This is a genomic window from Rhodococcus sp. BH4 (genome assembly GCF_002079265.1).
GTDB lineage: Bacteria > Actinomycetota > Actinomycetes > Mycobacteriales > Mycobacteriaceae > Rhodococcus_F > Rhodococcus_F qingshengii.
In genome coordinates this window covers 323,787-342,472 of record NZ_CP014942.1, presented here as the reverse complement: position 1 = coordinate 342,472, position 18,686 = coordinate 323,787, and the positions used below count along the sequence as shown (strand labels likewise).

The window sequence follows — 18,686 nt, the reverse complement described above, 5'->3', positions numbered from 1 at the left end:
GCATCCCCTGGAAGGGACTTACCTATGGCAGGTATGTCTCAGGGTAGCGCATACCCTGAATACACCCCAACTCATTCCATATCACCAACCGTCGGCGTGTCGCGCATCGGCACCCGATCCGTTGTCTCTCAATCGACAGAAGTCGACGAATGGCAAGCAGCAGTCGACGACGCGCTCGCACGTGTGGCTCGTATCGAAGCCGCCGCACGACAACTCAACGAGCGCACTGACCAGCGTGGGCGCTCTTGGGCCCTCCCCGTCGAACCAAAAGAACAAGCACGCGTTCCGGTCTGGACGTCACGCAGGGAATGGCTCCGCCAGTTCCGGCACCACACCACCACTCCGGCCGGCAAGGCATTGTGCGCGCGCAACCTGATCAGGCCCGACAAGGCTTACCTCGTGGCACAAGCTCACGCACATTTCGCCGAATCCCACACAGGCCGCGGGGTCTGCGCAGCCAAGTCAACAATCGCTGCCCGGGCCAAAGTCAGCGAATCCTCGGTCAACCGCGCAAGGAGAGTGCTCATCGCTCTTGGAATGGGCATCGAACACGTCCGGGGGCGAAACCTCAAAACCCTGGAATTTCTCGCTGCTGAGGCCCACCACGGGGGTCAACAGCACCGCGCTGCATCGACATGGTCACTGTCTTCTCCTCGAACAGTCGTAGCAACGACACCACCTCGAAAGGTCGCCAAGACACGGCCGTCTCGTGCCTCTGAGAAGGCTCCCCGCCGCAGGGTTCGGAGCTCTCGGGGGGACGGCCTCAACCGAGTCAACCCGCCCAACACCGGTCGACCAGGGTCGATAGGAGCTGACACCCTATCTAGTGTTGGTTTTTTATCTTCTGAAGTTCTTCCGTTAGGAAGAACTCACCAACGCGTACACGCGCGAACTCGGCCGACATCGAAAAAACGAAGCAGCGCTCGGACACCGCGGCCTCTGGCACTTCAAAGGACTGCGGCTGAACTCGTGAACCATGCTCCGGCCCTCAGACCACCCGGACATATCGGGGTGATCTGCGATCTTCTCCGCGATGTCAAAATCGATACGACTCGGTGGACCGGCCGTGACATCGCACTGACGCTCTCCCGTGACACAGCAGACCGGGGGTGGATCTGGCCAACGAGATCAAGCCTGGGTTCGCCGTTGGGCTACCTCAGACGAAGGCTCGACGGCATCGACTGGACGAGAGAATCCCCCAGCGAACAGCGTAGGTCGGCCGACCTGGCGAGAAAGAGGGAACAACAACTACTCGAAAACTCACACGTACACCGCACGAAAATGGCAGCGGACCCGGACCACCGCGCGAGGAGTCTCGCCAGCATTCGTGCGCACCTGAGCAAACTTCAGCATTGAGGCCGTCCAATCCAAGGCTGCAGTGCACGTCCAGAATCGCGCCGCATGGTGCGCAACGAGTGCTGGCGAGAAGGATTGCGCTTGGATAAAGCCCTGCTTGCCCTGGTCTGAATACGCGTGAGGTGGTTGATAGTGCACTGAGAATCAGGAGGACGGCATTTGGGTCTATGCATTGCACTCGATCCCCGCTTCGAAGGACTGAACCCGCCCAAACCAGTGAATAGTGGCCGTCGGTGCGCATAGTCACGTCGAAAACTGCCGTCCCGGATGCCGACACGTTCGCACGCCTGAGGACGTGTCGCCCTGTCGTGCGTCCCGCAATGCTGCGGTGCGTCTGATCCTGAAATCTGATTTTCGCAGGTAGAGGCTATTTTGCGCGGAAGAATGGCCTTGCGATCACTGCATGTGACGCACGCGTTGCGAGGCATTCTGGTCGCGCGTGCCATACACGCAATGCGTGCGTTGCAAGGCATGCATTGCATGTAAGGCACTACTGTTGCGGGCAACCGTCGGCCACCTTGTGACGTTCGTATCCGCCGACACGGCAGAGTAGGCGTCCTGCACGGGATTCTCACAGACACTTGACTTAGGTCTTGATCGCCGCCACTCCCCCACCCGGTCGAATGGACACGCGTGTTTGGTTGTACCGAACTGCGCGACGCTGGGTGCGAGTGCCCGCATCCGAAAATTCTGCTCGTGAAGCAGTGAAATCGGCCCTCACAGTGCTGATCATCCCCACCGTAGCCCCTAACCCGATTTCGTCACTGTGACGATAAGTCCATGCCTGCTTGGATTCGCATTGATGCCCACACGTCGACCAAACCTCGGCCCCATTCGGATCTCGGTATGTCGTTTGGCTCGTACTCGGGAGTCACACACTCGACGCGCATTTCACGCGGAAATTTCGATTGTGCACGGGTCCGTAGGTACCTGGGATGTCTCGGAAAACATTCTTCGCGAGTCAGGTGAACACGCCATTTGGCCAATGAAATCTGCTGTAGTTGCAACTCTCACTAGACGTAGGTGTTCCCTCCGCCCAACCAAAATGGGGATCAGTGTGGTCGTTCGCCCCTCCTCGCCGCGTGCCGGAAGCCACTTTCAGTGCACGTCTCGCGGTTCATTGTGTGCCCTCGTGCGGGTCTCGGCCTTCCGAGCCCGATGAGATGAAATATGTTCTGGCTTCGACTGACAGCATGTGCATCTGTCGACCTACCGCCGCGGGGCAGTATCAGAGATTTTCTGAAGTGGCAGCCCGTTCCCGCCGGCCTCGAAATGATGGCCTGGGTACGAACTGGCTGAATAGGGTCGCTCGGCGACTTCTGAACAATCCGTGCCGTCCAAACCGGAATGGTCGAATCCCCCTGATCTCGGGCCTCGAGCCAGTTGGCATTCCAGGAGTTTCAGATCGATCTCCTCGACAATCTCGCTGCGAACTATCTGCCTCCTGGTTCGATTCGGGGCCTGCGACATGTCGTGATCGGGCGATCACGACAGTCAATCTGCTCTCGGCCGGTCGAACCTTTGCCTCGATGTCTGATCTTCGTGGCGAATTTCTTGATTCGTTCGAGACCAGTTAGTGCTGTGAACAGCACTTTTGCGGGCGCATGCAGTGCATGCAATACATGCAGCACGTGCAAACCATGCAGACCGCGCGATGCATGCGCTGCGAGTTCGCCATGCACAACGCCGTACGCACTGCATGCATGCAATGCGTTATGAGCATTCACTGCGTGACATGCGTGCTATGAGTGCATTGCGACGGGCGCACGCATGTCACGCAGTGCACGCCGAGCGAAGAATGCGAGGGTTGCAAACAATGCAGGGAATGCGTTGCACGTTATGCAAGCGTGTATTGCAATACACGCGTGTCTAGCAACGCAAGCATTACGCGCAATGCTTGCACGAATCGCATTGCGAGCATGGTTTGCGCGTAACGCAAAGCATGCACGAAATGCACGACACGCACAGAGTGCAAGGCTTGAACGACATGCATTACATGCGTGTTATGCTACGCGCGCACGTAATGCACAGTGTGCGTGTCTAGCGGGCAGAGCAGCTACAGCATGCAATGCATGCTGTGCTCAGATCGCATGTGACGCACAGTCTGCATGCGATCCACGTACAGCGTGGACTGCGCACACGGCAAGCAATGCACATATTGCATGCAGTGCGTGATCCACACGCAATGCACGCCCCGCACGCGTCAACGCCCTCGATGAAAGGTCCGCAATGCAGCCACGCAAAATCGCACTCGGCAACCAGAAGGGTGGCGTAGGCAAGACGGCCTCCACGCTCGGGCTTGCCAGCGCCATCACCGCGGTCGGCGGAAAAGTACTCGTCGTCGATATGGACCAGCAGGGCAATACGACCGGCGGCCTCGGCGTCACGCTCGAAGAGGGCATGATGACGGCCTACCACCTCATGAACCAGACCAGGGAAGGCATTGCAGCGGAGGCGATCATCGCTACTCCATGGGATGGCGTCGACCTCATTCCAGCGGACGAAGAACTCGGAAAAATCGAATCGGATGGGTCGAACGACCTGGTGTTTCGCCTAGACGTTGCGTTCGAAGGGCTCGACCTTTCTCCGTATGACGCCGTGCTGTTCGACTGCCCTCCCAATATGGGCAAGGTGCTGTTCGCGGTTCTCATCGCAGCAGATGGCGTTGTCGCCATCACCGAACCCACAATCGACAGCGTCGGTGGTGTTCAGAAGCTCGAAGAGACGATCGACACCGTTCGTAAACGCGCAAACCCCAAGCTGGCGTTCGACAAGATCGTGATCAGTCGTAAACGCTCCACCGGCGAACATGAGTTCCGAGAGAGCGAGTTACGGGAGACGTACGGAGCTCTCGTCGCCAAGACGTCGATCCCGGAACTCGCGGCCCGCCAGGATGCGCATTCGAATCGCACTCCGATTCACCAGTTCAAGGGCGGAAAGGCTTTGACACTGCAACTTGCATACAGTGACTTGCTCGCTGAGTTGCCCATCGTGATCGGAGCGCCGGCATGAGCGTGAAGCGGGAACCTGCCATTCGTAAGACTCACCCGGCTGAACTCATCCCGGAACGTCCGCCCAGGGGAGACACGGCCCCTGCGACACCTGCACCTGCACCATCGTCGCCTTCAGTGGATCTCAGCGGCCGCAAAGACGAGGAGGAGAAGCTGTCGATGACCCACAACACGCGCATCAAACCTTCGACCAAGGATCGCCTTCGGCGCGGTGTCGACAAGTTGCGGTACGAGACAGGCGATCGCGAAATCAGCGAGGCGTCGATGACCGAGGCTGCGCTGGACGAATACTTGAAAGCCAGAGGACTGTAGGGCGCTGCGTGCACGGCATGCACGGCGTGCATGCACTCCATGAATTGTCCTGGTTGTGAATTTCGGTCACGGGCAAGGGGCATCTTGTACTTCGGCGGGAAGACCTACGCAGCGGCGCTTAGCGCGCCCGCTGAATGGGTTTGCACCCGAGAAGCATTCCACAGATTTCAGTATTTCGAGTGGTCAGCCGGCGGGGGGGCGGGCACATGCGAACCCGCCCGAGTGGGAGTCCTTGCTGGGGCGTGCAATGCCATGTTCCTTCATCTGCTGACATTCCGTTCTGTAGAACTTGGAAGCCTTGGCAGCGCAAACCCTGGAGCAAATTGCGTGAACAATTCGCTGCAGTCACGCAATTCTCACGCAAAATTGCAGACCACCCCACGTCCCTCTGAGATCAACAGGCACGCCGCTGGAACGACATCCCCGACGTGTTCTGAGTGCGACGCAAAAAGCATCAGTCGACTCTCGGATACGACCGTTAGAAATCGCTGTCAACCTTCACCGCGCGCAAAACGGACGAAACGCAAGGAGTGCAACCAGAAGAAATCTTCCGAAACCAGAGGAGTCCCGCCGGCGGCAACCAGCGGGACTCCAGACCGAGAACACCCCTTGTAGGAAGGAAAACCCGATCATGGGTGATTTTAGTCTGCGCGCCGCGCGGATCCAGCTTGGAGCACTGATCGCCGCACTTCTCATCGCGATTTTCATCGCGATCGGGATCACCGCCGGCGCATTCGTCCTCTCCTTCGCGGTCCAGCGGGACCTCGCGCGCCAAGGAACCATCCCCGAAAACCTCGCATGGATCTTTCCCGTCATCGTTGACAGTGCAATCTTCGGATCAACCGTAGCCATCGTCATTCTGAGCAAACTGAAGATGCATCGGCGCGACAAGTACTTCTACGTTGCCGTGGCTGTTTCAGTGGTCGCGATCAGCATCCTTGGGAACGCCTACCATGCGTTCCACTCTGCAACGGTTGCGCAACAGGCCGTTGCGGCAGGTCAGAGTATCGGCTACATGCCTCTCGACCCTGCTGTTGCTGCCATGATCGCGATCATTCCGCCGGTGCTGGTACTCGCCTTCACCCATGGACTGGGGATCCTGATCAAAGCAACGGGTATCGCGTATTCCGACTACAAGATCGAGATCGACAATGCCGCTGCAGGCGTGGGCATGGTCGCTACGCAAAGGCGCGTCATGCGCAACGAAACAGCTGAGGGATTCCAGCCTTCTCTGGGCGTCGTGGAAACGCATCACGCGCCGGAAAGCGCTCCGCATTCGAGCCCCTCCGAACAGACGAGCTCCTCAGTCGATCCGGAATCGTCGAACGACGAGGCGGCGGCGCACGCCGATCTGGAATGGTTCATTGCCACATCGGGCCTACCCGACGCTGTCAAGGACACCGCACGACGCAAGCTCGCAGACCCAACTCTCACCTGGGAGATGATCGCTCAGACATCCAACCCTCCTGTTGCAACATCGACGTCGTGGCGCCGGTACGAAAAATTCGATACCGCGGCCCGAGCGGCCGGCTTCGAGAACCCCCCGCTCATCGACATGCGAGCCTCCGACGCCCAGTTCGCCGACCAACTCGTCCCTACAGCGTGACTAGCGCCGCAACTCAGCAATGCCACAGTCTCCGAGGGGCAGGAAAGGCGCCATCATGGAGGGGATGGCGCCCGCGAAGTCCCCACCGACTGCAGGTAAGGAACCCGCATTGACTGACCCAGACGACCGACTCCATCTGATCGTTCCGTCCGGCCAACGACCCCGACAACAACGAGCGCACGACACGAAGGCAAAGATCCTCAAGGCAGCTGCACGCTCCTTCTCGATCGATGGGTATGCCGCCACCTCGTTGAACGACATCATCGCGGAGGCTGCCTCCACGAAAGGTGCGGTGTACTTCCACTTCGACTCCAAGGAAGCGATCGCGCGAGAACTCATCAACCACTGGTTGACCGCGCTCCGCCAAACCCGACAATCAACCGACGAATCAGCAATACCGGCAATCGAGCAGTTGGCTGCATTCCTTAACGGTTCGGCGGCGCTTATCGCTGACGATGACCTGGCCCGAGCAGGCCTCAGGCTCACCACAGAAGCAGGTCTCGATACCGCCCGACCCGCATTCCGCAAGTGGGTGGAACTCGTCAGCCGACTCGTCGATACCGCGATCGCAGACGGACAGCTCCCCGCCTCCGCCGCCCAGCGCCTGGCTGAGAATCTGTGCGCGGGATTCATCGGCGCGATTCAAGTCATACAGGTGCTTGGCGACCCTGGAGATTTCACTTCGCGGATTGACGACTTAGTGAACGCGTATGTGATCTCAGATATGTAGTCCGCGCGCTGGCGAGATCGTGGGTAGGGGAGGGGGCCGGACTCAATCCTCGCGGTGATGTCGCCAACCGTGTACACGGTGTACTGCTAATTCCTCGACGCTAGCGAGGCAGTCGCGCCGTCGAGAGGGGCCACAACGTGCCAGGCATCGAGCGTTGAATCCCCGAAGAGCTTTGTCTCATGCCGAATATTTCAGCAATAGTGTTCCGCGCCGTGCCGACGTGAAGACGTGATCATCGACGGGACCGTGGGAAGGTGTGCCGCATTAGGGCCTCTGAGTACTTCATCGACCCTTGCCTCCCGTTGAAATGATCGGTTCCTCAACTCGCACACGATCGCGGTACCAAAGTGAATCCCATTTCGATACCATGGACATATGAGCACGCAGATCGCGGTACGACTACCGGACGAGATCGTGGCATTTCTCGACGACGAAATCAGGGAACATCGCGCCACCTCCCGGGCCTCGGTAGTGTTGCGCGCTCTCGAACGCGAACGTCGCCGTCAGATTGCCGCACGTGACGCGGAGATTCTCGCGAACGCCACATCCGAACATGACCTGAGTTCTCTCGCTCACCACGCCGCCAATCCGCAGTCAACCGGCTTGAGCTGATGCGACCAATTCACGAAGCCGACCTCGACACAGTCCGCCCGGTCCTCGTACTCACCCGAGAGGTGGTCCGTCCACACCTCGGGACCGTCACGGTAGCGCCCATCACCGACGAGATCCGAGGACTGTCCACTGAGGTGTCCGTCAGTGCCGCGAACGGACTATCCGCCGACGCGGTCGTCAGTTGCGATCACATCACCACCATTCCCGTCAGTGCACTCGGCAACGTCATCGGTTATCTTCTGCCAGCACAAGAAGAATCACTGTCCATAGCCGTGCGCGCCGCATTCGATCTCGAATGAGGACGACAGTGAACGGAAAGGATGCAGCATGGCGCTGAAGAAAGGGGAGCAGTTCGCGCTATTCGAGCTCGAAACACCAGAATCCGCTACCCGTTCGGACGAAATTCCCGAGCCAGACCAGCCTTCACTGTTCGACGTTGACGACATCGCTCCTCTCGAAACGAGTTCCGACGCCGCTGCGATCCCAGCCATCGACCATATCGTCGCCCCTCCGGATAAGCGCGCCAAAGACGTGGAACCGGAACCCACCCCGGCGTCCGAACGGGGCGCAACCGAACCCGCCGCCCTACCTCCCGCCAGCGAGTCAGCAGACGGCCACGCCGTCATTGTCACAGCAGCTGGAACCTACACACCATCCGGCCATACACTCACCGGCCCAGTAGATTCCATCGAAAAACTCGACAAACTCATCAGATGGGCAACGCTCACCCCTCTGGGCGCACCGGCACAGATCTGGATCGTCGGAATCGAAGCCTGCGAAATGCTCGGATGGATCATCGACCCAGGCAGCGAAGACGACGTCGATGACATGGAAATCCTCCGCACACGCGCGGCCGAAGAACTCACAGCGATCCTCCACGCCACGCTGACCCCGATGCTGACCGCAGGATGGGAACTCCGCGGAGAACCCGGCCACGTCGTTCACCTCTCCCGCACCACCGGGAACTTCACATCCATGGTCGACATCTTCATCGAACCGTACGTGTGGACCTACTGGAACAAAGACTTCGGATGGGGCAATCGAGTGGGAGACATGGGGATCCTCGGATCACCCACCGCCGGAACCTACCTCCCCGACGACGACCTCCCCGCCGCACAGGAACTAGGACGCCGACTCGCCTGGTGCGCACAACACCTCGGCGTACTACCCGGCCCCACCCCAGCACGCACCGGCGCCGCCATCGTCGACAAGATCAAACGCGACCGCACCCGCAGCGGTAAAGGAATCGTCGTCACCGTCGGTGGACCCGTCCCACCACTGGACGGCGAACCCCGTGGGGATCTCGAACCTGCAGTCGGATGGACACGCATCCCGGACCTCGAAGAACTTTCCGACGCAACACAACTGGTATCGATAGACCAACGAGCTGCATACCTCGCTTCCGCTGGCATGCTCGAATTCGGCTACGGAAAACCTCGACATCTTCGCGGCGAGAACGCGCTCGACGCTGCGCGGCAATCGAAAACCCCGTTCGGACTCTGGCATGTAACCCTCCCGCCCGGTGACATGCTGGCGCTCCCACCCGCTCTACCGTTGCCTCACCCACACATGCTCGCCGACCAACCTGTGCAAACGTGGATCACCACCGTCAGCCTCGACGCACTGCAAACCTCCATCGCAGATGGCGGAATCGGCGCAGAACTCGACGACCTCGACATCACCGAAGCATGGGTCTACCCCGAACAAGGTCGAGCCCTCGACAAGTGGGCGAAAATCTTGAGAGAAGCCCGCAAAGTTGCCGTCGACACCGGCGACACAGCAATGAAACGGTTCATCGGCGCCTGCTACAAGGGCTACATCGGCCGAATGGTCAACCCCGACATGTGGACCGCCAAGCAAATGCAACACCACCACCAACCGCTCTGGCGAGCCGCGATCATCGCACACTGCCGCTGGCGAGGCCGCCGCGTCGCGATGCGCATCGCGCGCGAAACCGGCCGATGGCCACTGCGCACGGTCACTGATTCCTGGGTCTACCCCCTGCCCCCGGGCATCGACATCGCAGACGATAGCGACGCACTCGGGAAAATGACTCTGGAAAAGAGTGCCCCGCTCACCGAGGACATCACTGTCATGCTGACCGACGCACGCGACACCCACGAGATCAACCTCGCACTCAAAGCTGCGTTCACCGACGAAGATGAAGGAAACATATAGTGGCCCTGCATCTTCCGAAACCGCGATCAACCAAACCTGCACAGAAAACTGTCGGCTTGGACGGCCTCAACGTATCTGTCTCGACAGCAGCGACCAGTGGTATCGAAAAATCGAAATCAGTCAAAAGCGGGGGATTGGCCGGACTCACCAGCAAAGTCTCCGTACGCCAGCTTCGTACCGAAATCGGCAAAGAAGGCCTGCGGCAAGCAGCTATCGACGCCGGAAGAAAGCCCCCCTCTGACCGAACACTGCGGCGGTGGGCGCAGCAAGGACGAATCCCACACCCCGACGTCACCGAACGCGCCCAACGGCGAGCAGCCATCGAACGCCTCGGCGGAATCGATGCTGTCGCAAAGAAAATCGGCCGTTCACGATCAGCGGTCTCTCGCTACCGCTCCGGGGAAACCAACGAACTACGTGCGGACGCGAAAAAGAAGCTCAAGAACGTCAAAGCCCGCGACATCATGGACCGCGCCGGCGTCCTGCGACCCGACGGACAACCCAAAAAGGCCACCATCCGAGTCCGTGGGGGAGTGTCCGTCCGCAACGGCTCCGAAGAAGGTTACGACTATCGAGTGCGTACCCTCGATTTCGCGAACTCCGACAGCCCCTTCAGTCTCGACGAAACACGGGAACTCGCCATGGCTTTGGCTAACGACGATCATGCCCGGGTGGTTGCGATCCTCGAACGTCACGCCACGATGGATTACCCTGAAAACAAGGGATTCGACCAGTACGGCGACACTTTCGGATTTCACTTCGATTCCATCGAATCCGTCCACATCGACTGGACATAAAGCTGCCCTGCCTCTCGACGCGCCGGGCAGGACCGGGCATCTCGTTCGCGGACCCTCGGACCGAACACCGATAGCGATCTCTCGGCACCAGTGGATATGTCGGCCAGGTTCGAAAATCGAATGGCGCCTCTCAGCCGGAGTTGTCCGGTTTGGCAGGCAGTTGGGAGTCGAGTTCGGAGACAGTGGCTTCCACAGCTGCCGCGATCTCGTCGTCGGTAGGGACGAGATCGCGAACCTGGGAGGGGAGAGTCTCATAGGTGTAGTCGGCTACGGCGAGGGGTGCAGTTGTCCCGGCAAGTGAATACCGGACGACGTTGTCGTTGCGGCCGGCGCAGAGCAAGATTCCCACAGTCGGGGCGTGGATGTCCTTGTTGCGGAGGTTGTCGTCGATCCACGAAACATAGAAGCCGAGCTTCCCGACATACTCCGGCTCAAACCTGCCTACCTTCAACTCGACGACAACGAACCTCGCTTGCACCCAGTTGAAGAACAACAAGTCGATATAGAAATCCTGATCACCGACCTCGAAATGGTACTGGCGCCCGACAAAAGCGAACCCGTGTCCCAGTTCGAGGAGGAATTGCTCCAGCCGACGCATCAGCGCGGACTCCAGCTCCCGCTCCGCGACACGTTCGGTGATATCGAGAAAATCGAAGACGTACGGGTCACGCACCAATTGCTGAGCGAGATCGGAATCCTCGGCCGGAAGATGGTCCTGAAAATTCGACGGTGCCGCACCGATCCTGCGCCGTAAACCGCTGTTGATCTGATTTTGCAGCACATTGCGCGACCACCCGTGTTCAGCAGCGGCCGATGCATACCAGTCGCGGTCGGACCGGTTATCCAGCTTGTCGAGCAATACCGTCACATGACCCCACGGCAATTGGCCAACAGGTTGTTGGCCAATTGCATCGCGCCCCCAGATGCTCGCCATCTGCCGCATGTACTTCAGATTGGTCCGCGACAACCCACGCATGTCGGGAAAGGCCGATCGAAGATCGACGGCGAGCCTGTCGATCACCTTTGAACCCCAGCCCTCGGCCTCCTGACGCTGCACGATCGCGTGCCCTATGTCCCAATACAGGCTGAGCAGTTCGGTGTTGACGATTCGGGTGGCGCGAACTCGCGCTTGCCGAACTTGCGACTTGAGATGATCGAGAAGCTGGGCGTAGTCGGCGGGCAGTTCGGCTGGAGCATTCACCCATCCATCTTTACCCAGCGCTACTGGGAACGCCCACCGGACATGCCCCCACTGGACACCTCAGCCCGCAGGAACGGCGACTCGGGCCTGGAGGCGCACTCGACACAGGATCACCCGGCCCCCGGCACAGCTCAGTTCTTCACAGGGCGCATTGATCGGAGTCAATCCGTCCAGCACCATGACGGCCCTCACCTGAAATCGGGCGCGTCAGACCAGCCCGCGCGCGGACAGGTACATCGTGCCCCCTGGTCGAGAAAGGTTCTCATGCCGTTCCTAGGTTCGACCATCCACCGTCCGGTCTGCATGCTGATGACGGCACCAGTCGTCGCAGCCTCCATCGCTTTGATGTCGCCGGGCACCGCGTCCGCCCAATCAAACGGATGCTCGAAGACTTTCAACCTGATCATCCCCGGAACCTGGGAAACCGCAGAAGACGCCGATCCCTCGATCCCGGTCGGTATGCTCAAACCGATCGCCCACAGCATCGCGGACACGAACGGTAGCGCGGCACAGATCTACACTCTGCCGTACATGGCCCGAGCCTTCGACAACGGAAAAACATACGCAGACAGCAAATCTGATGGTTTAGCGAGGACGAAGGACGTGATCGCCGAGATCGCAACGAAATGCTCCGACACCAAATTCACCATCACCGGCTACTCCCAGGGCGCGGACATCGCAGGTGATCTTGCCTCTGAAATCGGCAATGGCTCCGGCCCCATCAAAGCAGAGCAAGTCCTCGCGGTCGGGCTTCTCGCCGATCCCGGTTCCGGAACTGACGGCGAAGCAGTCATCGGCCCGAAGCCGTCAGGAAAGGGGATCGCCGATCCGCGCCCGCAGGGCATGGGGAAGCTGTCGGGCCGGGTTGCGTCGATCTGCGATCCGAAAGATCTCTACTGCTCGATCCAGAAGGGTTCGAGTCCGGTGCTCGGATCGCTGGGTTCAGTGCTCACCAAAGCTCGGAGTGCTGGGGGCGACGGCCAGGTGGCCGATAATTCGCACCTGGCCACCGCTCTGGCGTCGGATTTCTCCCAAGCGGACCTCCCCGGCCTTGCCACAGTCACTGGCAATCTGACCAGTGAACTGTCGAAGACGGACGGCACAGTCGACCTCGAGAAGGTCGCCTCCAGCGCGACAACTCTGGCGGACACCATCAGTCCGCTTGCCGAATTACTCGGTTTCGGTGGCGCCAATCCTGTGACGAACGGGCAGCTTGCTGCAGCTCCCGCCGGGACCGCTGAAAACAATGCCGGCCACGTTCTGGACGAGGCCAGCAAATCCGATCTCAGCAGTGCGCTCTCGACAGTGACCGCGATCGCCGACACCGCGAGCAAGCTCGCCAGCAAGGGCTCCACGACGCTGCCGGCCTCATCTCCGGACCTGACCTCCCTGTCGACCGCCGCTGGCACCCTCGACAGCCAGATCGCGCCGCTCCTGGCGACACCGAGCGATGTCCTAGGATCCGCCTCCGGAGTCCTCACCTTGCTCAAACCCACGGTGGTCGTCAACCAAGTTCTCAACGTCACCACCGGGGTCACATCCCTGGATATGCCTGCGATTCTGGCGAACCTGACCCTCCTTCCGCAGAAGGTCGCCGCGCTCGACGCGCAGGGTGCCCACACGGTCGCCGGGGACCTCAACAATCAGTTCTCGCCGCTGGTGAAGATGGCCGCCGGTGTCGATTTGAAGTGGGTCTCGCAGGTTCTGGCGGTAATCCCGGATCCGTCGGGCTACTCGCAGGTCGCTGCGCTCGTCGCGTCGATCCTGGGAGGGGTCGACATCGTCAAGCTGGCAAACCTCGTTGGTCAGGTGCAGGAAATCGCTTGGGCCGCAGTCGAGAAGCTGCTTCCACGGCCAGGGCAGCTTCCGGACGCGCTCGGAGCCGGAGCTGCCATGACCGGCCTCCTCCCTGTCGGACTCGAACTCGCCTCTGTCGCGGTTAACATGCTCTCCGGAAAAGCCGCCGAAACCGACCCGGCGCTGCTCGGCAAGCCGTCCTCGGCGGTCGCTAGGACGATCAACACACCGGAACAGGACCTAGACCTTGCTGCATTGGGCGGTTCACTGGGCGGGATGGCCAACTCACAAGGTGCCAACGAGCTTGCAGCGCTGGTGGGGGAGGGGCTCGACGCAGTTTCCTTCTTCGCATCCGGAGTACACGAGAACTACAACTCCCTCGTCGTCGACAACGCCGGCCGCAACGCGATCCAGTGGATCTCGGACTGGCTCAATCTGCAGATCGGACGTGCAGCATGAGTTAGTACTCCGTGTGCAAACCTGGCCATCTGATCGACTACGTCAGAATTCTGAAGGGCGCCAGAGACTTAGACGATATCGGTATGAGATCTGTTGCACAATAGAGTGATTGGACGAACTCCAATTCTGCATTGGCCGACGCCTGAGGCTTCGGCCTAGCCTCTGTTCGATCTTGTGAAACCCCTGAGCTCGACCGTAGCAAGGGTCCGTCAAATGGTCACCGATTGATCAGCCGCATGACGGAAGGCCGAGACAAGGTGGGCTTAGGTCAGATCTTCTCGTCGCGCATGATCGATTCGCACCTCAATCTGGTGCACAGGTTGCATGGCTTGATCGAAGACTGGAACAACCATGAAGTCGGCTTCTGTGAGGCATGATTCGGCGCGATGCGTCACTGATATCGGTGACGTTTGTGTAAGCATCTTGGTGAGTTGTCGAGTAACCATAGCAGTAGAAGTTGAGTGTCTCTACGGAGTCGAGAACGGCGTTGATTCGCTCTAAGAGATTGTTGTCTGTCGTCGATTTTCCATGGTGTTTATCCGCGTTTCCTTCTGTCGGAGAGCACCTTTCGATGACCTTGCATTTCAGTGCCACCACCACGTTTCCCTCGCCCGGCACCACGTACAACGGGAAAACCCTCCGTCTCTCACCGGACGTCGATCACCTCGGCAGTGCCGCACACCTACCTCACAGCAATGGAGCGTTCAGTGAATACGTCGTTGTCAGCGCGTCACGGATACGAGTACTTCCGCCGCACCTCGGTACCCGGATCGCGTCAGCATCCGAGCGTCTCGCCGTCGCGTTGCATGCGGTGCAACGAGCTGGCGACCTCCGAGGAAAGAGGCGTGGTGGTCAACGGAGTCGGGCCGATTGGCTGCCTCATCATCGTCAGTGCACTTGCTGCCGAGGCTTCGGAAATCTGCGTCGGCGACCTAACGGATCGCGCGCTCACCATCGCCACGACACTCGAAGCGCACCGAGTGGTGAACATTGCGCAGAATGAAACTCTCACCCCGAACGCCGACGTCGTTTTCGAAGCAACGAGGGTTCCGCACGCGCTGAAAATATGCTTCGACCGCGTCCGCCCCGGAGGAAGAATCGTGCAAGTCGGGATGCTCCCCGCGGGCGACATCACCCTCGACCTTGGAAGACTGGTCACGAGAGAAGCCGACTAGCTCGGCTCATTTCGATTCTTGGATGAATTCACCGACGCCGTCAAACTTCTCGCTACCGGGACCGACCTCGCCGCAATGCTGACACACACCTTTTACGTCCGCGACGCAGAGACCGCTTCCGTACCGCGCTCGACCGTGAGATTTCGAATAAAGTTATATTGCAATTTGTTTCGGTACAGGAACCTGATAGCGATACGGCTAGGCCGTGACGACTGGGTCCTTATGCGAGTTTCCACCTCGTCAGTAGTGACATCAGCAGAGGAATACACGAAACTCGTTTGGAGTACCGAGTCTCAAGGATCGGCGACTCATCGAAGTAGAGCGTTCGCAGCGCCGCAACTCCACATTTTCAGGATTCAAACGGTGCGGAGAGTCGATCGAGAGAGCCGGTTGCGATGCCGGAGTGGGCGAGGCTGGTTGCGCCGCGTCAGACGGACAGTGGTGGCGAGGCGCAGCCGTTCGCTTCCGATCCGCTGATCAGATCCCTTCCGTGAAGGCGATCGCCTCATCCTGCGGCTGGCAGGGCACCGGGGTAGTCGTTGTGCGGGCGGATGCGATGTGTCCGTCGGGTGCCGAGTAGAGGTAGACGTCGGAGTGTTCGCGTGGTGCCGCGGGGAACTTACGTTGAACGCAACGCCGTCGTCGTGCAGTGGTGAAGTATTCGAAACAATGACATTCACGGCTACCTGCAATACGGCGACACCGCAAAGAGGCCGCATTCGATGTTCGTCTGCCGCTGATGGTGACCGCGAGAATTTGGGCTCCATGGCTGCCGCAAATCGGCGCAAGCGGGCATGCACGGGGCTAGAATTGTGCGTAGATTCGAGTGTGTACAGCAAACGATCGGTCCGTGTTCCCCCTCGTCGGAAGCACGAACCGATCGTTGATCGCGATTGTCTCACTCGACGATTGAGCGCTCCCGCAGGGAATTTATGATGGCATCGTCGTAGCCGATTTCGGCGAGTAATGCGTCGGTGTGCTCGCCGGCCATGCATCCGCCGTCCGCCTTTGTCGAGGAACGCGAGAACGTGGTGACAGGAGCGAGCCTGCGATGCTCGTCGAACACAGGGCTCATGGCGAGCGTGCTGTATCCGGCTTCGAAGAACTCGTCGCTCTGGAGTGTCCATTCACTCGTATGTTCCGCTGCAGCAACGCAACCGACATCCAAGTTGGTGAGGTCTCTCTCCCAAGCGTCCTTGCTGCGTGTCGCGAAAACGTCAGTAAGGACTTTGGCCAACGCTTCGCTGTTCTCCTGGCGAAGTGCGGCGGAATCGAATCGCTTGTCTTGATCCAGATTGACGAAGGACTGCATGGCCTTGACCAGGGCGGTCCATTCGTTATCCTTCGGGGCGGCAAGGAAAATCCAGCCGTCGGAGGCAGGGTAGAGCCGATACAGTGCGCTATAGCCGTACATCTGAGGATCGGGCTGACACCCTCGAGGCTTCCCTGCGTAGTCGATATTGCGATCGATCAAGGCATGGGTCGACGATGCCAGCATTGTTGCGGTCAATTCACCCATGGGCGTGCCACGACGATGTGCATACAGTCCCAACAGGATTGCTGAGGCGACGGCCAAGGCCGAGATGCCGTCGGCTTGTGCAGAGAGATTCGCACCGCCGGCGTACAGGCGAATAGCAGTTGCCTTGATTTCCTCGATGGATCCGGTTTTCTCGATCGCATCGGGAACGTCAGTCAACGCAAGCCCGGATGCAGCGCCGATGGACGGTGCGTAGGCAGGTCGGTTCCCGTAGGGGCCGTCGGTTCCGTAGCCTGGCGCACTGAGGTAAATCAGGTTCGGGTTGATAGCGCGCAGGGTGTCTGCATCGATGCCCGCCCGCTTTGCCGCTCCCGCACGATACGTCTGAAGTACGACATCGGATTTTGCGGCCCACGCGTGAACGATTGCAAGACCTTCTGGTGTGCGCATATCAAGGGTGATGCTTTCTTTGCCCTGCATCACCTTGGCGCCTCCGGCTTCTGGGAACGGAACAAGCCCACGGATCAGATCTCCACCGAGCGGCTCGATCTTGACCACGCGTGCACCCATATCGGTCAGCAGCGTGGTCCCGTAAGGTCCGGCGAACATCGAGCCGACTTCGAGGATAGTCACACCAGCCAGGGGGAGGCCGGAGCCCGATTCAGGTGCGGTCGGGGTGTCGACCTTCTGGGGCGAGGATTTGGCGATCTCCGTTTGGTATTCGCCGAGACGCGGTGCGGACCTCGGAGGAGTCAGTGCCTGGCCGTCGTTGTGAACGATGGTGGACGGCTGGATGACCGGACCCAGCTCCGGGTCGTCGAACACTACAGTGCGGCCGTCGTGATGGAGTTGCGCATGCGCGAGGGCATCGGTCGGGGAGCGGAAGATCTCCGCGCTGACATCGGGGTTGGTGTCGAAGACCTGTTGCCACTCTGCCAGCGTCCGGGAGGAGGCGCGTTCGAGCATCATCTCCCACAATTCGATGCGGAGCGCCATGTCTTCGAGTTGCGGCATTCCGGCCCATTTGGGGTCCGTGAGCATCCAGTCGAGCCCGAGTTCGGTGAGCAGTGCGAGGAACAGTCTCGGTGCAGTTTGGGCGAACTGCATCCAGTGGCCGTCTTTGGTCGGCGTGACAAGTAGTGGGTAGATGAGTGCGCCGTTGGGCAGTCCGTTCTCGTCGAAAGCTGTGACGGGAGTGAACGCGTCCGGCCAGCGCAGGGTGACGAGTTCAGAGAACCAATTCCAGGTGTCGAGAGTGGCCATGCCGCGAACAAGATCGGCTTCGACGTGCTGTCCGCGGCCGCTGGACTCTCGTTCGAACAAGGCGGTCAGTATGCCGTGCACCGCAGTCTGAGAAGCGCCCCAGGTTGCGAAAGGTGTTGGTACAAAGGACGGGCCGGGACGGGGGATGGTCTGACGTTTTCCGAAGAGAATGCCGAGTTTGGCCATCACGAGGCCCTCGTATCCCTTGTAGTCCTTGAACGGACCAGAGGAGCCCCATCCTGTGATCGACGCGCTGACCAGGGCGGGGTTCAGATCGGCGAGCGCGTCGGGAGTGAAGCCGAGCCGGGCTGCAGTTGCCGGCCGCATGGTGGTGACGGCGATATCCGCGGACCGGAGCAGGTCACGAACGCTGTCTTTGCCGGATTCCGAGTGAAGGTCGAGCACAACGCTGCGCTTGCCCCGACCCAATGCGGGCCAACCGGGCAGCTCGCGCATGGGGCTTCCTCCGGATGGTTCGACAAAAATGACCTCAGCTCCGCAGTCTGCGAGGAACATTGTGGCCAGAGCGCCGGGCACGGTGGTGGACAGGTCGACGACTGTCAGGCCTGTAAGTGGGGCGGTTGCGGTGTCGAGATGCACGTTCGCGTCAATCACTGTGATTCTCCGGATCGGTCAGCGGTATACGTCATGAAGAAGCCATGGTGGTGTTTCATGTTGTAGTGCAGCAAGATTCGCTGCACGAAGGAGCATT

At 59.8% G+C, this 18,686-nt stretch carries 13 protein-coding genes; 11 read left to right on the top strand and 2 right to left on the bottom strand.

Annotated elements, in window-relative coordinates; translation table 11 throughout:
- The first annotated feature begins 3,585 nt into the window (after window positions 1–3,585).
- From A0W34_RS30925 to A0W34_RS30890, 8 genes are all read left to right on the top strand, one after another.
- A complete protein-coding gene (locus A0W34_RS30925) occupies window positions 3,586–4,368 on the top strand; it encodes a ParA family protein (RefSeq protein ID WP_029256883.1) in 783 nt (260 codons plus the stop codon).
- Window positions 4,369–4,526: 158 nt separating this feature from the next.
- Window positions 4,527–4,679, top strand: coding sequence for a hypothetical protein (locus A0W34_RS33540; RefSeq protein ID WP_007733689.1), 153 nt, complete (start codon window positions 4,527–4,529; stop codon window positions 4,677–4,679).
- A 631-nt stretch (window positions 4,680–5,310) separates the two neighbouring features.
- The gene (locus A0W34_RS30915) at window positions 5,311–6,285 is read left to right on the top strand and encodes a DUF2637 domain-containing protein (protein WP_081559273.1); all 975 of its coding nucleotides are present in this window, start codon (window positions 5,311–5,313) and stop codon (window positions 6,283–6,285) included.
- A 109-nt stretch (window positions 6,286–6,394) separates the two neighbouring features.
- Window positions 6,395–7,015 carry a TetR/AcrR family transcriptional regulator gene (locus tag A0W34_RS30910; protein WP_232330093.1) on the top strand — a complete coding sequence of 207 codons (621 nt, stop codon included), beginning with the start codon at window positions 6,395–6,397 and terminating at the stop codon, window positions 7,013–7,015.
- A gap of 375 nt (window positions 7,016–7,390) precedes the next feature.
- Window positions 7,391–7,627, top strand: coding sequence for a YlcI/YnfO family protein (locus A0W34_RS30905; protein ID WP_064688354.1), 237 nt, complete (start codon window positions 7,391–7,393; stop codon window positions 7,625–7,627).
- Window positions 7,627–7,926, top strand: a complete 300-nt coding sequence (locus A0W34_RS30900) for a type II toxin-antitoxin system PemK/MazF family toxin (RefSeq protein ID WP_042445814.1) — start codon at window positions 7,627–7,629, stop codon at window positions 7,924–7,926. Before A0W34_RS30905 ends, A0W34_RS30900 begins: the two co-directional genes overlap by 1 nt.
- 28 nt (window positions 7,927–7,954) lie before the next feature.
- Window positions 7,955–9,805 (top strand): hypothetical protein, encoded by a 1,851-nt coding sequence (locus A0W34_RS30895; RefSeq protein WP_081559270.1) that lies wholly within the window; start codon window positions 7,955–7,957, stop codon window positions 9,803–9,805.
- Entirely contained in the window at window positions 9,805–10,602 is a 798-nt protein-coding gene (locus tag A0W34_RS30890) for a hypothetical protein (protein WP_081559269.1), read from the top strand. The genes A0W34_RS30895 and A0W34_RS30890 overlap by 1 nt, the downstream gene beginning before the upstream one ends.
- Before the next feature lie 130 nt (window positions 10,603–10,732).
- Here A0W34_RS30890 and A0W34_RS30885 read toward each other — a convergent pair whose 3' ends face one another.
- Window positions 10,733–11,803, bottom strand: coding sequence for a PDDEXK nuclease domain-containing protein (locus A0W34_RS30885; RefSeq protein ID WP_081559267.1), 1,071 nt, complete (start codon window positions 11,801–11,803; stop codon window positions 10,733–10,735).
- A gap of 264 nt (window positions 11,804–12,067) precedes the next feature.
- Between A0W34_RS30885 and A0W34_RS30880 the strand changes: the two genes are divergently transcribed.
- The 3 genes from A0W34_RS30880 to A0W34_RS30875 all read left to right on the top strand — a co-directional run bounded on the left by A0W34_RS30880 (window position 12,068) and on the right by A0W34_RS30875 (window position 15,234).
- Entirely contained in the window at window positions 12,068–14,059 is a 1,992-nt protein-coding gene (locus A0W34_RS30880) for a cutinase family protein (protein WP_081559265.1), read from the top strand.
- A gap of 236 nt (window positions 14,060–14,295) precedes the next feature.
- Window positions 14,296–14,436, top strand: a complete 141-nt coding sequence (locus A0W34_RS32940; RefSeq protein ID WP_156888981.1) for a hypothetical protein — start codon at window positions 14,296–14,298, stop codon at window positions 14,434–14,436.
- Window positions 14,437–14,766: 330 nt separating this feature from the next.
- Window positions 14,767–15,234: a zinc-binding dehydrogenase gene (locus A0W34_RS30875; RefSeq protein ID WP_198035740.1), complete on the top strand. Its 468-nt coding sequence runs from the start codon at window positions 14,767–14,769 to the stop codon at window positions 15,232–15,234.
- Between the two features lie 898 nt (window positions 15,235–16,132).
- Here the strand turns inward: A0W34_RS30875 and A0W34_RS30870 are convergent.
- Window positions 16,133–18,589, bottom strand: coding sequence for a CaiB/BaiF CoA transferase family protein (locus A0W34_RS30870; protein ID WP_269750127.1), 2,457 nt, complete (start codon window positions 18,587–18,589; stop codon window positions 16,133–16,135).
- Window positions 18,590–18,686 lie beyond the last annotated feature (97 nt).

Excerpts from the sequence above, each read along its gene's own strand:
- A0W34_RS30925 (WP_029256883.1), top strand. The coding sequence starts at position 3,586 with ATGCAGCCACGCAAAATCGCACTCGGCAACCAGAAGGGTGGCGTAGGC.
- A0W34_RS33540 (WP_007733689.1), top strand. The coding sequence starts at position 4,527 with ATGACCCACAACACGCGCATCAAACCTTCGACCAAGGATCGCCTTCGG.
- A0W34_RS30915 (WP_081559273.1), top strand. The coding sequence starts at position 5,311 with ATGGGTGATTTTAGTCTGCGCGCCGCGCGGATCCAGCTTGGAGCACTG.
- A0W34_RS30905 (WP_064688354.1), top strand. The coding sequence starts at position 7,391 with ATGAGCACGCAGATCGCGGTACGACTACCGGACGAGATCGTGGCATTT.
- A0W34_RS30900 (WP_042445814.1), top strand. The coding sequence starts at position 7,627 with ATGCGACCAATTCACGAAGCCGACCTCGACACAGTCCGCCCGGTCCTC.
- A0W34_RS30895 (WP_081559270.1), top strand. The coding sequence starts at position 7,955 with ATGGCGCTGAAGAAAGGGGAGCAGTTCGCGCTATTCGAGCTCGAAACA.
- A0W34_RS30880 (WP_081559265.1), top strand. The coding sequence starts at position 12,068 with ATGCCGTTCCTAGGTTCGACCATCCACCGTCCGGTCTGCATGCTGATG.
- A0W34_RS32940 (WP_156888981.1), top strand. The coding sequence starts at position 14,296 with ATGACGGAAGGCCGAGACAAGGTGGGCTTAGGTCAGATCTTCTCGTCG.